Here is a 14,974-nt window from a genome sequence, read left to right as displayed (position 1 = left end):
TCTGTCGCAGGAGTCACCCGCCGATCAGGCAGCTATCACCAAGCATCAGCTGCAGCTCATCGAGTCGGGGCGAGCTTCCGGCAGGAAAGGTGAGGTCGGTCCCTCTAACCCACGGACCGCGACGCTAAGTGGCCTCGCGGCTGTGCTGGGGATGACCGTAGCCGAACCTTTCGCCGTCGCTGAGCTGTGAGCCGCATCAGACTGAGTACTCGGTCCAGTAGCCGGTGGCGGGGTTGAACCGACGCACGAGTCCGTTCAATCCATCCAGCCATAGTTCATCGAGGTCAGTCGGTAGCTGAAAGGACCCATCGGAGAGCTCCCAAGTGCTCGCCGTGCCAATGTGGGCGTTCTTGCCGGTCGGCGTCGTGAGTAAGTAAAGGTGCCGATGCCGAGCTCTGACGGATCGCGCGTCTGTGATGAGCTTCTCGCGCTTGTTTCTCATGGCTGTCCCGTCCAGAAAACTGGTGAGCTCTTCCGCCGCGCCGATCTGTGAACGGGGAACCCGAGAATCCCAACCGCGTATCTCGACGCCGCCGAGTGCTGATGCGTCCCTCCATGCGAAGATCCAGTGCGCGCTTCCGAGGCTCCCATAGGGAAGTCCGGGTCTCGCTGTTCGAGTTCCCGGGCGACAGCGTCCGCAAGTATGCGTCTGTGTTTGGCCGGAGGCACATCCCAGCCGGGTTGCAGGTGCAGCACCCAGCGGTCCGTCCCCGCGTATCGCGAGGCGATGTCAGCCTCGAAGCGGTCGCTGTTGTGCGTGTCTCGTCGGAGAATCGGGTCGAAGGTGGATGACACTTCGACGACCGCTCGCGAGCCCGTGGGGAGCGCGAGCAGGATGTCTACAGCTCGCTGCTTGCCGTCCTTGTCATGCAGTAGGGGAGTCCCGCCCGTGAAACGGCAGAGCATTTGAGCTGCACGGTGCTCATCGGGTGCGTCATGAAACTCCCGGTGCAGGCGATTCCACACTCGAAGGTCAGGTGCGGGAGCATCCACACCCGCAATGAATGTCCGCGCCACCGTTGCAGTCTATGCACGGTGTCCGGTCGCGCATCCGGGCAGGGTCATCGATACCGCGCCGACCGCGCATGTATGAGACATGAACCGTACGATGAACCAAGGCGGAGAACGCCCTGAGCCGAGGAGGAACGTGCACACGAACGCGCTGCGCGTCTCTTCAGACCCGCCCCAAGAACCGAACGAGGCAGCTCTGAGCGAGCCTGAGCTTCGAAAGCGCATCCTGCTGAGCTTGGGTGCTCAAGGTTTCAAACTTCTCGACGATAAGGGTCTCTTGGCTCCGGTCGGCGACAAGAACAGCGTGCGCTCGTTGCACGAGGTTGCGGTCGCATCGCAACGAGAGCGAGCGCGCGGTGCACTCGAGCGCTACGAGCCGGAATTCATTGCCCGCCTTGTCGCGGGGAGCGAGATCGACCCGGCGAAGGTTTCGCCGCGCCTTGTAATCCTGCCTCCGGGACGGGGACGTGATGCTCTGCTGTGGCGATGGGTTTCGTTGCATTGGTCCATACCGGTTTCCGGCGGCTACGGCCGACGCATCCGAGCGCTCGTCGTTGATGAAGGTCACGGCGATGCGGTCATGGGTCTCATCGGGCTTGCCGATCCTGTGTACTCGCTCGGCGTCCGTGACCGCGCCCTCGGCTGGTCAGCGGATCAGCGAAAGGACAGGCTGACGTCGGTCATGGATGCGTTCGTCCTCGGCGCTGTCCCTCCATACAACTCGCTGCTCGCGGGCAAGCTTGCAGCATTGCTATTGCGCAGCGATGAGCTGCGTAGCGTCTTCGACGAGCGCTACGGCGCTCGTGAGACGTTGATCTCTAGGCGTGACCCGCAGGCCTCTCTTGCCCTCGTGACCACTGCGTCGGCCCTTGGTAGAAGCTCCGTGTACAACCGGGTACGCGCATCCGATGGCTCGCTCGCGCTGCGCAGCGTGGGCTTCACCCAGGGAACTGGTGACTTTCACTTCTCGGGCGAGGTGTATGACTTGCTCGTCGAAGCCGCCAGGAACGACATGTCTGGGACGGACGCCACGCACCGGCATGCAAACTGGGGGAGCGGCTTCCGCAACCGACGAGAGGTCATCCAGCGCGGTCTGTCCGCCGTCGGCTTGAGCCCATCTCGTTTCCGAATGCACGGCGTACAACGAGAGGTCTTCATCGCTCCGCTCGCACGAAACAGCGCGGAATGGCTTCGTGGTGACGTGAGTCAACTCGATTGGGTCACCTCTCCAACGGCAGAGCTCGCCGCATGGTGGAAGCAGAAGTGGATGCTCCCTCGGGCGAGTCGAACGCAAGAATGGCGCGAGTTCCTACCGGAATCGTGGAGGCTGTGGCCCTAGCCCCGGACGCGTCGCATCGAGCAGCTGCTCACGACGCCGAAGGTGCGGGCCCACTGGGGAGGAACCGCGGTGAGCCCGTTGCCGACGTGACCGTCGCATAACTGAAACGCGGGGTAGAGGACGACGCCGTCGCTGGCATCGAGCTCGAGTACGTGAAGCTCGACCGCAGCCTGGGTGATCTTGTCCTCTGCCCACCAAGGTGCGGGACAAGCTTGTTGCGGTGTAGCACTGGCCGACGATCTCAGCCCGACGGCTCGGCTCTTCACTCATGAGAGATCTCCCCGTGTGCGCTCTACATCCCGCTGAACACCACGTTCGGCATCCCGCCCTTCGGAAACCACTTCGGCGGCGCAACGCTCAGCGGGAAGTTCGACATGAGGTGGAACGAACGCTGGTCGACGCCGTCATGGCGGAGGAGTGCGTCGAGGGTGGTGACGGGGGTCTTCGTCGAGTCCAGCAAGGTGAGCTCCGGGAAGACCTGCTGCGCGATGTAGGCCACCACATCCCACGCACGGACTCCCTGCTCTTCGGCCAGGGCGAGGATAACTTCGAGCTGGGTGCAGGCGTACTCGAAACGAAGCTCGCCGTCGGCGGTGCGCAGGGCGTCGACGTTCTCGCGCTCGGTGAGGTGGATGGCCTCGTGGATCTCGTCGGATTCGAGGTCGGGAGCCAGCGCGCGGATGGGGAGGATGCGATGCCCGCCAATGTCGACCGTCTCGACGAGCGGAACGTCGGGCAGGTACGCGGCCACCTCCTCATAAGTGAGGAAGAGGGGGAACGGGGTCTCGTTCAGGATGGTCATGCACCCCCTATGCGTGGCGGATGAAAGGACGACGACGGCCGTCGTTGCTCCGCCGTTCGGCGAGGAGCGGTAGTCCTATTGCGGACTTTAGTCCGCAATGCGTTATCATGCAGTCATCGGGCGGTAGCTGAGCCGAGCGGAGAACTCGTGGAAGCGCTCGAGTACACGGACCGCATCGTGCTGGATGACCAACGTGTCGCGGTGTGTGGTGACTGGCACGGGAACGTCGGCTGGGTGAGAACGCTGGCGCGAGTGATTTCTGCGCTCGCGCCCGATGTGACCACCATCCTCCAGCTTGGCGACTGGTGGATCGATCCGGCGCTCACTGACGAGATCTTCGCCGACACCAACATCGACCGTATCTACGTCACGCTCGGCAACCATGAACCATGGTCCGAGATCACGCCGCTGCTCGACGAGCGCCCTGGGGAGGCGGTGCGCGTCTCGAGGATCACCTGGCTGCTTCCGCGGCCGGCCCGCCTTGTCGTCGCTGGGCGTTCTGTCCTTTCGCTCGGAGGCGCGGCATCCGTTGACCGATTGTGGCGCATCAACGGTGCAGGATGGTGGCCGGACGAGGCCATCACGGACAACCATGTCGAAGCGGCCATCGCGGGCGGGCCCACTGACGTGATGCTGACGCACCAATCACCGGCGCGCACGCCGGTCCGCGCCGTGCGGCAGGTGCTCCGCGCCAACCCCATGGGGTTCCCCGATGAGACGCTGGCTGAGTCAAAGGAGTCGCGTGAGCGCGTGGCGCAAGTATGGGATGCCGTGAGACCCGAGCTTCTCATGCACGGGCACATGCACGTCGCCGGCGGTGGGGCGACCGACGATGGCCGCCGAGTGGCGAGCTTCGGGCGCGACACACAGGAGGGGAGCCTCGCCATCCTGAACCTGCGCACGCTGCGGTTGGAGACGCCGAGCATCCGCCAGATACGGTCAGCGGCGTTCCCTGATGGATAACGGTCGCGCCTTTCGTTCGAGGGAAGAGCGACTCAACGGCGTACTTGAGGCGTTCCACTCATGTCGGCTCGACGGCTTACAGTCATCGCGTGCCGCAATCCGTGACGGCTGGGACTACATTGACGGGCGACGGATCTTGGACGAGATCATCGAAGATGTGGTTCGACGGCACACTAGGGGTAACCATGGACGATGGCGCTGAGAGGAGCCCGTGGCCCGAGATCACGACGCACCCCAACCTCGCGGCGGAACTCCACCCTGACCGGAACGGTGATCTGACCCCGCGAAATGTCCGAGCCAGCACAGCCAGGGTGCTGGCCTGGCGCTGTCCGCGGTGCAGTCACGAATGGCGGGCCACGGGTATCGCCCGCGCCCGGGGACGGCATCGATGCGGGGTCTGCGCGAACCGCATCATACGCGCGGGCCTGAACGACCTCGCCACCACTCATCCACATCTCGCTGCCGAGTTTCATCCCACCCAGAACCTGCCCTTCACGGCCCCGTCCATCACGGCTGGAAGCAACCGAAGGCTCTGGAGGCGGTGCGCGCGAATTCATCTGTGGCGGTGCGCGCCGCAGTCTCGTCTTCGAGGCACTGGATGCCCCGAATGCTCTGGAGTTCGTGTTGTTCCAGGAGTGAACGACATGGCTACCACGCATCCGCACATCGCGGCCGACTGGGTCGAAGGTCGAAGCGGGGTTAGCACGCCTTCAAGCGTGAAAGCGACCGCCTCGAAGCAGATCCATTGGGCCTGCGAAGCAGGGCATGAGGTGCTTGAGTCGGGCAGGATGCGGACAGCGCGTGGCGGGTGCGGGGAGTGCAACCGCAAAGAGCCGGGATGATCTTGAATTGGGGTTCGCAACCCCGGAAGGTGGGGCGCAGGCTGAGGATTTACGGACGTGGTCGTGCATACTTCTCCGCGTCGCAGCTCTCATGAATCGACATTTCATGGCCTCCTGATTTGATCCGCAACTCTCGCTCAGCGGTGAGGGATCGTGGAGTTGAACGAGGATGACCGAGCCTCGCTGTAGCTGGTATCGCTCTCCTGCCTGCTGAAGTACCTATGGGTGTCTGCGGTCGGCGCTATGGTTCCCGTGAAGAGGGGGAACTCATGGAAAAGAAGCAATCACTGGATCTGCCTGCAGGTCGCATCATCTCCGCCGACGACGAAGGTCTCGGTGCCGCGTTCCAGCGGATGGGTGAAACGCTCGCGCGTCTCGAGGAGGGGGAGAACCCGCGCGAATATGTCAAACGGGGGCCAGCGATCATCGAAGATCACGTCAACAACATCGTCGAGTCGCTGAAGGATGCGGACGCTTTCGATGTGATTGAGCTGATGCGGATGCGGGAACTACCGATGTTCCTCGAGGGCTACCGTGAAAGCGTAGAGGACCACCTTCCTTCGGCCGTCGAGCTCATCGCCATCATTCTCCTCACACGAGGTCAACGCGCACCCGTCGAGCGTCCCACCGCGACGACGCGACCCGCCGGGACGATCCCTGACCTCCACGAACGTGCAGCGGAGATGCTCACGTTGGGGTCGTTCACGCTCCTCGATGCTGGCGAGCGAAATGAGCATGGTGCGCTGACCGCGCTGTCCGCCTCCTATGTGAGCCACGACCTGACTGTGCAGTTCAAGCAGTATCTGCATGTCCACGACGAGATCAACTCGGCGTTGTTCGCGTCGGAACACATCGGTGACTTGCTGGTCGACACACTCGGCTTCAGCTATGAGGACTTTCTCGCCGTTCGTAATGCCATCGCGCAGGTTCATGGTGAGAAGTTCTTCGCGCTGCGTGACGCCACCGCAGGCATGTTCGAACAACGGCACGCGAAAGCGAACGACCCTGCGTTCCTCGCTGAGGCTCGGACCGCGCTGTCGAGCATGTTGGAGTTCCCGGGCAGACGCGCCGCGCTCACCGTAGAGGAGATCGCCGAATCCGCGAACGTTGATCCCGGTCGTGCTCTGGCCGTTCTGGAACTGTTCAGTCTGCCTTTCGAGGAGGCCGACGCTCTCGCTGCAGTACAACGGTTCCTTGGCGGCGACAATGCTTTCAGGTCAGCGTCCCTTGTCCGCGATGCGGATGGCGTCTACGTCTCCACGGGTAAGCCCATCGGTACCGATTGCTTCCGCCTGGTCGCTGAGGAAGCGCTGAAGCGGTCCGCCCCGAAATTCAAGCGGTACGAAAAGCGACGAGCGCTGGTGAGCGAGCAGCTCGCGCTCGAACGACTGGGCACATTGCTCGGCGCGGATGCCGCGCACGCTAACCTCAAGTACTTCCGTGCCAATCCCGACGTGGACGTCGCCCGCCTAGGGCCGGATGCGGAGAACATCACCACCTTCGCGGAACAGACCGAAGCGGACGGACTATTCCTCGTCGAGGATGTTGCCATCTGTGTGGAAGTGAAGGCGAAAAGCCTCTCCAGTGCAGCCCGACGCGGAAAGGTCCAGCGTCTGTCCGCTGACCTCCGTGAGACCGTCGGAAGCGCCACGACGCAAGCGCTGCGGCTCGAAGACCACATCCGCACGAATGGCGGACTGTGGCTCGAGAACCGTACCTGGTTGGACCTTTCAGAGATTCGCGAGATTCGGTCAGTCACGGTGTTCCTCGACGACTTCGGCCCGATATCGACCGCGCTCGACGAGCTCGTGCGCGCCGACGTCATCAAGAGCGAACGCTTCCCGTGGCTGATCACATTGCACGACCTCACCATCATCTCCGAGGTGCTGGACCGGCCGGCGGAGTTTCTTCTCTACCTGCGTCGCCGCACAGAATCCGAGGTGTCGCTCACCTTCAAAGCAATCGACGAACTCGATCTATTCATGCTGTTCCTAAGCGGTGGACTATGGGTGGAACCGGACCCTGACCGCGTGAGCGAGGAGTTCCTCGGCGTGCCCCGGCCGACGGGGAAAGACCGCCGCCGCTTCCGCGAATCCGCAATGCCGACGCGAGTGATGACGCACACCGATCCGCTGGACGCGTGGGTGTACTTCCGTGAGGGGTCCAGCACGGAGGAAGCCCCGAAACCGGTCTTCGAGGCGATGACCTCCGTGAACGAGCTTGTGGACTTCCTTCAGGATGGGCGCAAGCCCGGTTGGTTCCGTTTCAGTTCGGATCTCTTGAACCTTGCCGAGGAGGGGCAGGAGTCCGTGGGGGAGATGATTGAACAGCTCGTGGCGAAGACGGCGGATGACGGGCTGCACCACAACTCGCTGATGACGTTCGCGGGGGCATGGGGCTATCCGACTTTATTCATGGGCACGAAACCCAAGGGGATGTCTGATCAGGAGGCAAGCCGACGACTGGCGATCTACGGCTTCACCAAGAAGCACCAGATCAAATCGGACCGCGCGCTGATGGTGATCTTCGACGAACAGGCGCAGGTGCGCTCGATCCGGTATGACAACAGCTTGCCGGCCGAGAACAAGGAACTTGATGACGCCGCTGTTGAGATGGGTCTCATTCCGTCGGCCGTAATGGGGCGTCCGGTTCCACCGTCTGCTCGCCGAGCGACGAAGCGTCTGAACCCGAGCAAGAAATCGAAGGGAGCCGGCAGACGCCGGCGCGGCTAGTCCGGCGAATCTTCTTTCTCGAGTTTCGACCGATCTCGAACCGTCGCTCCTAGCGCTTGGAGCGATCTCGTCGAGAATGGAGCAACTATCGTGACGATGTAGTCAAAGCTCGCGAGTGTCTCGGCCCGCTAAATCAACGAGCACATGCTCCAGACCTGATGCATGCTTCGTGACGATGCACATCGATCTGCCGACGAACGTGCTGCGTCACTGGGAGTCCGTCGGCCTGCTCCGCCCGACGAGGGATGCCGCGGGGCGCCGCCGCTACGGCGAGGACGACGTCGTGCGGGTCGCCGTGATCCAGCGCAGCAAGGCAGCGGGAATGTCGCTGGAGCAGATCGCGATCCTCCTCGACGACGGCGCCCGCGGTCGTCACGAGGTGCTCGAACAGCACCTCGCCGACCTCGATCGACGCATGGAGGAGATGCGGCGCTCGCGCGAGATGACCGAGCACGCGATGCGGTGCCGATCCCACGACATCGCGACGTGCCCCCGCTTCCGTGCGGGCGTCGACGACGTCCTGGCGCGTCTGTGAGGGGCACGGCGTCGGCGGTGCCGCCGTCGACTGTGCCCGGGGCATAGTCGCCGTCCCGATGCCTGTGTCGATACGACGCAGACGTCGTCGGACTCCGCACGTAGCGTGGAGTGATGGACGTTCGAGAGTTCCGCCCGGTCGACCTCAGCGGCATGCGTGCAGCCCTGGGCGATGTCGAGCCTCCCACCGTGCAGAAGATCATCGACCACCTCGATGACAACTGCCTGACGTTCCTCGCGCACTCGCCGTTCTGCTGTCTGTCGACGTCGGATGCCGCAGGCAACTGCGACTGCTCGCCGCGAGGCGACTATCCCGGTTTCGTGCGCGCCCTCGACCGGCGGACGCTCGTGATCCCGGATCGGCTCGGGAACAAGATCGCCGACTCGATGACGAACATCCTCGACAACGGCCACGTGGGGCTGCTGTGCTTCGTCCCGGGGATGACGGAGACCCTCCGCATCAACGGCACCGCCTCCGTGACCGACGATCCGTCCCTGCTGGCGATGCTCGAGCAGGACCACTCCGTTCCCGACCTCGCCATCGTCGTGCGCACGGAGCAGGTGTACCTGCACTGCGGACGCGCCCTGCTGCGGGCGGGCCTCTGGGATCCCGAGACGCAGGATCTCGCCGAGGAGGTGCCGACATCCGGGCAGATCTGGGCGAGCACCTCTGGCTACGATCCCTTGGTCGGGGACACGATCGACGGCGCGATGGCCAGTGCGTACAAGGTGCTGTACTGAATGCGCTCTCGCGAAGGGATGATGCCCCTCCTCGTCAGCGAGATCGTCCGCGAGACCCCCTCGATCGTGAGCGTGCGCCTCGAAGCGCCCGATGGTGCGGCGCTGCCGCCGTGGGCGCCGGGCGCGCACGTGGACGTGCAGCTGATCACGCGTCACGAACGTCAGTACTCGCTGTGTGGGGATCCCGCCGACATCACCGGTTATCGGATCGCCGTGCTGCGCGAGCCGTCGTCACGCGGGAGCTCGCAGTACATCCACTCGTTCCTCCGCGTGGGGAGCCGGGTGTGGGTGCGACCGCCCCGCAACCTGTTCGCCCTCGCGGAGGCGTCGTCGTACCTGCTCGTCGCCGCAGGAATCGGCATCACGCCTATCCTCGCGATGGCGCGGCATCTCGCGGCCGCAGGCGCTGACTGGCGGATGGTGTACCTCGTGCGACGACCCGACGACGTCGCCTTCGCTGCGGATCTCGACGCGCTCGGCGACCGGATCGTCATCCACGCCAGTGGTGAGGACGGCCGGGTCGACCTGGCGCGCCTCGTGTCCGAGGTCGCTCCGGGCACGGCGATCCATGCCTGCGGCCCGCAGGGCTTCATCGATGCGCTCACCGCGCTCGATGCGGATCTGCCCAGCGGCAGCAGCATCCATGTCGAGCGTTTCGAGCCCAAGCCGCGGGAGCATCGGCCGAACGAGGAGTTCACGGTCGTCTGCAGTCGATCGCGGATCGCCGTGACGGTCGCGGCGCAGCGGTCCATGCTCGACGCTCTGCGAGACTCCGGGGTCGACGTGCGAGGTTCCTGCCTGCGCGGCATCTGCGGTTCGTGCGCACTGAGCGTTCTCGACGGGAAACCCGAGCATCGCGACTCCCTCACCGTCGACGAGGATTCATCGACGATCTATCCGTGCGTCTCGCGGTCGATCAGCCCCCGGCTCACCGTCGACGCGTGAGTCACGCGGGCTTCCGTGCCGGCGTCGACGACGTGCTCGCGGGGCTCTGAGGCGACTCCTCCACCCGGCCTACGCATAGGAACCCGCGCGTAAACTGGGAATCGTGCCACTCGCCTCGACGGTTCGTCCGATCCGCAGCGGCCGCCCCTCCCGCATCCGGTCTTCTCGCCGTGCGGTCGGAGTCGCGCTCGCCGCGGTACTCGCCATCGGTCTGAGCGCCTGCGCTCCCGATGCGGTCAGCGACTCCTTCCTCAGCGGAGACAACACCGGCTACGTGGCCGCCGACGGTGCGATCGTCGAGATCCCCGTCGCCGAGCGCGGCGAGCCCGTCGCCTTCGGCGGCGTCACGGAGGACGGCGAGGACTTCGACAGCGCCGACATCGCCGGCAAGGTCACGGTCGTCAACTTCTGGTACGCGGGCTGCGCCCCGTGCCGCCTCGAGGCGAAGGACCTCGAGACCGTCTGGCAGGAGCAGGGCGGTGACGGCGTCGCGTTCGTCGGCATCAACACCCGCGACCAGGCAGACACCGCCAAGGCGTTCTCGGCGGAGTTCGGAGTGACCTACCCGAGCCTCATCGACGTCGACACCGCCGAGGCCAAGCTCGCCTTCGCCGAGGTCGTGCCGATCCAGGCCACCCCGACCACGCTCGTGCTCGACAAGCAGGGCAGGGTCGCGGCGAAGATCATCGGTCCGATCGACAGCACCTCCATCCTCTCGACGCTCGTCAAGGACGCTCTGGCGGAGGACTCGTGACCCCGGCGGGTGCGCCGTGAACCCCGAAGTCATCATCAACTCGGGCGCACTCTGGTTGGCGATCCCCGTGGCCATGCTCGCGGGGCTCATCTCGTTCCTGTCGCCCTGCGTGCTCCCGCTCGTCCCCGGTTACCTGGGGTTCCTCGGCGGCGCGGTGTCGCCGCGCCCCGCGAACGGTGCGCAGCAGGTCGCTCCGGGGCGCGGCCGCCTCGTCCTGGGTGTGCTGCTGTTCATCCTCGGCTTCAGCATCGTCTTCGTCGCGCTCACCTCGATCGGCGGGGTGGCGAACGTCTTCCTGATCCGCTGGGGCGATCTCGTCACCCGCATCCTCGGCGCTGTCGTCATCCTCATGGGTCTCGTGTTCCTCGGCCTCTTCGGATTCGCGCAGCGGGAGCTCCGCTTCCATGTCGACTCGAAGTACGGCGTGATCGGCGCACCGCTGCTCGGCATCGCGCTCGGTATCGGGTGGGCGCCGTGCCTCGGCCCCACGCTCACGGCGATCTTCGCACTCTCCTTCAATGCCGGAGATCCGGTGCGCGCGGGCTTCCTCGGCCTCGCGTACTCGCTGGGCCTCGGCATCCCGTTCCTGCTCGTCGCCCTCGGGTTCGGCTGGGCGGCGAAGACCATCGGCTTCCTGCGCCGCCACATCCGCGTCGTGAACATCATCGGCGGCGTGCTGCTGATCCTGCTCGGCGTGCTGATGGTGACCGGACTGTGGACCGACATCATGTCCCGACTCCAGGCGGTGATGAGCAGTGTCTTCCTCCCGCTCTGACCAGAAGACGCCGCGACGGAAGGATCCCGTGAAGACCACGTCCCGCGACACCAGCAGCGATCCGCTCCGCCCGTCCGATCACATCGACGGCGAGGAGTCGATCACGCAGCCCCGCCTGGGGTTCGTGGGCTGGCTGCGCTGGGGCTGGCGTCAGCTGACCTCGATGCGCACAGCGCTCATCCTGCTGCTGGTGCTGGCGATCGCCGCGATCCCCGGATCGATCTTCCCGCAGCGCATGGCCGACCCGAACGGCGTCACGCAGTGGCAGCGCGACAACCCCGATCTCTTCCCCATCCTCGATGGGCTGAAGATGTTCGACGTGTACCTGTCGCCGTGGTTCTCGGCGATCTACCTGCTGCTGTTCACGTCTCTGGTCGGCTGCGTGATCCCGCGCATCAAGCACCACGCGAAGGCGCTGCGCGCCCGGCCCCCTCGCACACCGGCGCGACTGAAGCGGCTGGCGGACTTCCGCACGGTCGAGCGCACCTCGACGGATGCCGCGGCCGACACGTCCGCGACCATCGACGTCGCGCAGAAGCAGCTCAAGGCCCTCGGCTACCGCGTCGAACGCTACGACGACAAGAGGTCGTCGTCGGTGTCGGCCGAGCGAGGGTACTGGCGCGAGACGGGCAACCTGCTGTTCCACCTCGCCCTGGTGGGCGTGCTCATCACGATCGGCGTGGGCGGCGGCTTCGCGTACACCGGGCAGCGCGTGCTCGTCGAGGGTGAGACGTTCGCGAACACGCTGCTCGACTACGACTCGATGAACCGCGGACGCTTCGTGAGCGACGGGGCCCTCGCGCCGTACTCGATGCGCCTGGACTCGTTCGACGTGACCTATCAGCCGTTCGGTGAAGCAGGGTCCGGTCAGGCCGGCGACTTCTCGGCCAACGTGACCGTGCTGGAGAACGGCGAGGAGCGCACCGGCGCCGTGAAGGTGAACGAGCCGCTCGCCGTGGCAGACGACAACGTCTTCCTGCTCGGCAACGGCTACGCGCCGACCATCACGGTGCGCAACGCCGACGGCGACGTCGTCTTCACGAACAGCACGCCCTTCCTGCCGCAGGACAACAACATGACCTCGCTCGGCGTCATCAAGATCCCCGACGGACTCGCCGAGCAGATCGGTCTCGTCGGATTCTTCTACCCGACCACCGGTGTGCTCGACACCGGGGCTTTCTTCTCCGCGTATCCCGACCTCACCAACCCGACACTGACGCTCGACGTCTATTCGGGCGACCTCGGCATCAACGACGGCGTCCCGCGATCGGTGTACGTGCTCGACACCGAGGGCATGACGAAGGTCACCGGCCGCGGCACCGATTTGGACTCGATCGAGCTCGCGCCCGGAGAGACCGCCGATCTGCCGAACGGCCTCGGCACCGTCACCTTCGACGACGAGTCGCCCGCGGGAGCGACGGACGCGTCGCAGTCGGTCAAGCGCTTCGCGTCGCTGCAGATCCACCGTGATGCCTCTGGGCCGTGGGTGCTCGGCTTCGCGCTCCTCGCGCTCGGCGGTCTCATGCTCGCGCTGTTCGTGCCGCGCCGCCGGGTGTGGGTCAAGGCGACGCCGGTCGATGGGGGAGTCTCGCTGGAGTACGCCGGACTCGCTCGCGGCGAGGATCCGACGCTGGCGGCCGCGGTCGACGACCTCGTCGCAGGACACGCACGACTGCTCGACGCGGCGGGCGTCACGACCGCGATTCCGGAGGCGGAGGCGGATGCCGACGGGGATGCCGAGGCGGAGGTGTCCCACGACGAGCAGCGCGTTTCGTCTCGCTCCGCTCGCTCAACGACCGGTCCCGGTGACGTCTCCGACAGCTCCGCTCCCTCGACGACCGGACCCGACGACCGGCCCGCTTCCGACACCCCGAAAGTAGACTGACATCATGCTCGATCTCGAAGTGATCTCTCCCGTCCTCCTGTGGACGGCGATCGCGATCTACGCGGCGGCCTTCGTGGCCTACGCCTTCGATCTCGCGCGACGCTCGCAGCTCTCCGCCGACGCGGCGAGCGTGCGCGAGTTCGAGCTCGTCGGCGCGTCCGCCGGAGCGCGGGGTCGTGCAGCGGCGAAGGGCGGCGCCGCGGCATCCGATTCCGCATCAGCGCCCCCGCGCTTCGTCATGGCGCGCATCGGGACCTCGCTCACGGTGCTCGCGTTCGTCTTCCACCTCGCCGCCACCCTCACGCGCGGCTTCGCTGCAGGGCGCGTGCCGTGGGCGAACCTGTACGAGTTCGCGATGATGGGCACCCTGCTGATCGTCGCGGTCTTCCTCGTCGTGCTGACCCGCGTCGACCTGCGCTTCCTCGGAACGTTCATGACCGGTCTGGTCGTAATCCTGCTGGGTCTCGCCGCGACGAATTTCTATGTCGAGGTCTCGCCCCTCATGGACCCGCTGAAGAGCGTGTGGCTCGTCATCCACGTGTTCGTGGCCTCCCTGGGCACGGCGTTCTTCGCGCTGTCGTTCGCCCTGTCGGTGATCCAGCTCATGCAGTCGCGTCGCGAGCGCCTGATCTCGGAGGGCGCGGAGAAGACCGGTCCCGGATTCCTGCGCACGTTCCCGGGCTCGGAGCGCCTCGAGAGCATGGCCTACCGGTTCACGATCATCGGCTTCATCCTCTGGACCTTCACCCTCATCGCCGGATCGATCTGGGCGTACTACGCCTGGAGCCGCTTCTGGGGCTTCGACGTCAAGGAGACCTGGACGTTCGTGATCTGGGTGCTCTACGCCGGTTACATCCACGCCAGGGCGACTCGCGGGTGGCGCGGCAACCCGTCGGCGTGGCTGTCGATCGTCGGATTCTCGGCCGTGATCTTCAACTTCACGATCGTCAACGTCTTCTTCAAGGGCCTGCACGCCTACTCCGGCCTGAGCTGATCCGGCTTCCCTGACCAGCCGCCGAGGCATCAGCCGCCGAGGCGGATGACCTCGGCGAGCTCGACCCCGCCGTCATACGAGACGAGTTCGACCTCGTGGATCGTCTCGGACGGCGGGTCGGCCAGCTCCCGCGCGGATGCCGTCGCGAGGGCTTGCCACTCCTCGGGTGAGAGGGTCTTGCCGTAGAGGACCGACAGGTGGAACGTCCAGTCCTCGAGGCTCAACTCGCCGAGCCTCCGGATGTCGGTCGCCTCCAGCGCGCTGGTGAGACTCGCGTACGCCGAGACCAGGGACGCGCTGCGCGCGAGCCGCAGGATCACGATCTGCCAGGGCGCGGGGAAGACGTCGACGGCCTCGACCGTGACCTCGATCGGCGCCTGCACGGTCGCCCAATCGCGTACGAGTGCAGCGAGCTCCTCCCGTCGCTCCGGTTCGAAGAACCCGCGCAGGGTCACATGGCCGGTGTGCGGGTGCGGGACGTCGGCGCGGTGCAGCGCGGCATCCTGCTCCCGCTCGTACAGCTCGGCCACGGGACCCGTCGGCCGCAGCACGAGGTACTGCTGCCCGTCGAGTGACGTGAGCTGATCCGGGGTGTCCATGAACGGTCGACGCATGCCCCGATCGTACGGAGGCACACCGCCTGCGTTGCGTCACACG

General features: G+C 65.5%; 12 protein-coding genes. 10 read left to right on the top strand and 2 right to left on the bottom strand.

Translation table 11 applies throughout. The features are described 5' to 3' along the window. The first annotated feature begins 1,147 nt into the window (after nucleotides 1–1,147). Nucleotides 1,148–2,350: a Druantia anti-phage system protein DruA gene (locus MRBLWO14_RS05255; protein WP_341935401.1), complete on the top strand. Its 1,203-nt coding sequence runs from the start codon at nucleotides 1,148–1,150 to the stop codon at nucleotides 2,348–2,350. Nucleotides 2,351–2,642: 292 nt separating this feature from the next. Here the strand turns inward: MRBLWO14_RS05255 and MRBLWO14_RS05250 are convergent, their stop codons facing one another. Next, entirely contained in the window at nucleotides 2,643–3,152 is a 510-nt protein-coding gene (locus MRBLWO14_RS05250; protein ID WP_341935400.1) for a hypothetical protein, read from the bottom strand. 147 nt (nucleotides 3,153–3,299) lie between these two features. Between MRBLWO14_RS05250 and MRBLWO14_RS05245 the strand changes: the two genes are divergently transcribed. From MRBLWO14_RS05245 to ccsB, 9 genes are all read left to right on the top strand, one after another. Continuing rightward, nucleotides 3,300–4,115, top strand: a complete 816-nt coding sequence (locus MRBLWO14_RS05245) for a metallophosphoesterase (RefSeq protein ID WP_341935399.1) — start codon at nucleotides 3,300–3,302, stop codon at nucleotides 4,113–4,115. Between the two features lie 1,111 nt (nucleotides 4,116–5,226). After that, complete coding sequence (locus MRBLWO14_RS05240; RefSeq protein ID WP_341935398.1) at nucleotides 5,227–7,689, top strand: hypothetical protein; 2,463 nt, start codon at nucleotides 5,227–5,229, stop codon at nucleotides 7,687–7,689. A gap of 175 nt (nucleotides 7,690–7,864) precedes the next feature. Beyond that, entirely contained in the window at nucleotides 7,865–8,224 is a 360-nt protein-coding gene (locus MRBLWO14_RS05235) for a MerR family transcriptional regulator (RefSeq protein WP_341936166.1), read from the top strand. A gap of 113 nt (nucleotides 8,225–8,337) precedes the next feature. Further along, nucleotides 8,338–8,964: an MSMEG_1061 family FMN-dependent PPOX-type flavoprotein gene (locus MRBLWO14_RS05230; protein ID WP_341935397.1), complete on the top strand. Its 627-nt coding sequence runs from the start codon at nucleotides 8,338–8,340 to the stop codon at nucleotides 8,962–8,964. Nucleotides 8,965–8,982: 18 nt separating this feature from the next. After that, on the top strand, nucleotides 8,983–9,909 hold the full coding sequence (locus MRBLWO14_RS05225; RefSeq protein ID WP_341935396.1) for a PDR/VanB family oxidoreductase: 927 nt from the start codon (nucleotides 8,983–8,985) through the stop codon (nucleotides 9,907–9,909). A gap of 103 nt (nucleotides 9,910–10,012) precedes the next feature. Then, nucleotides 10,013–10,663: a TlpA disulfide reductase family protein gene (locus MRBLWO14_RS05220; RefSeq protein ID WP_341935395.1), complete on the top strand. Its 651-nt coding sequence runs from the start codon at nucleotides 10,013–10,015 to the stop codon at nucleotides 10,661–10,663. A gap of 16 nt (nucleotides 10,664–10,679) precedes the next feature. After that, on the top strand, nucleotides 10,680–11,438 hold the full coding sequence (locus MRBLWO14_RS05215; protein WP_341935394.1) for a cytochrome c biogenesis CcdA family protein: 759 nt from the start codon (nucleotides 10,680–10,682) through the stop codon (nucleotides 11,436–11,438). 28 nt (nucleotides 11,439–11,466) lie between these two features. Further along, nucleotides 11,467–13,323, top strand: a complete 1,857-nt coding sequence (locus tag MRBLWO14_RS05210) for a cytochrome c biogenesis protein ResB (protein ID WP_341935393.1) — start codon at nucleotides 11,467–11,469, stop codon at nucleotides 13,321–13,323. A gap of 4 nt (nucleotides 13,324–13,327) precedes the next feature. After that, the gene (gene ccsB, locus MRBLWO14_RS05205; protein ID WP_341935392.1) at nucleotides 13,328–14,317 is read left to right on the top strand and encodes a c-type cytochrome biogenesis protein CcsB; all 990 of its coding nucleotides are present in this window, start codon (nucleotides 13,328–13,330) and stop codon (nucleotides 14,315–14,317) included. 29 nt (nucleotides 14,318–14,346) lie between these two features. Here the strand turns inward: ccsB and MRBLWO14_RS05200 are convergent, their stop codons facing one another. Beyond that, a complete protein-coding gene (locus tag MRBLWO14_RS05200; RefSeq protein WP_341935391.1) occupies nucleotides 14,347–14,931 on the bottom strand; it encodes a 2'-5' RNA ligase family protein in 585 nt (194 codons plus the stop codon). Between the last annotated feature and the right edge of the window lie 43 nt (nucleotides 14,932–14,974).

The organism is Microbacterium sp. LWO14-1.2, assembly GCF_038397715.1.
In the GTDB taxonomy this organism is placed as follows: Bacteria; Actinomycetota; Actinomycetes; order Actinomycetales; family Microbacteriaceae; genus Microbacterium.
This window is presented reverse-complemented; position numbering and strand designations above follow the sequence as displayed.

Bases quoted from the DNA above. Each gene is read 5' to 3' on its own strand.
- MRBLWO14_RS05230 (WP_341935397.1), top strand. From the start codon at position 8,338: ATGGACGTTCGAGAGTTCCGCCCGGTCGACCTCAGCGGCATGCGTGCA.
- MRBLWO14_RS05250 (WP_341935400.1), bottom strand. From the start codon at position 3,152: ATGACCATCCTGAACGAGACCCCGTTCCCCCTCTTCCTCACTTATGAG.
- MRBLWO14_RS05240 (WP_341935398.1), top strand. From the start codon at position 5,227: ATGGAAAAGAAGCAATCACTGGATCTGCCTGCAGGTCGCATCATCTCC.
- MRBLWO14_RS05235 (WP_341936166.1), top strand. From the start codon at position 7,865: ATGCACATCGATCTGCCGACGAACGTGCTGCGTCACTGGGAGTCCGTC.
- ccsB (WP_341935392.1), top strand. From the start codon at position 13,328: ATGCTCGATCTCGAAGTGATCTCTCCCGTCCTCCTGTGGACGGCGATC.
- MRBLWO14_RS05225 (WP_341935396.1), top strand. From the start codon at position 8,983: ATGATGCCCCTCCTCGTCAGCGAGATCGTCCGCGAGACCCCCTCGATC.
- MRBLWO14_RS05200 (WP_341935391.1), bottom strand. From the start codon at position 14,931: ATGCGTCGACCGTTCATGGACACCCCGGATCAGCTCACGTCACTCGAC.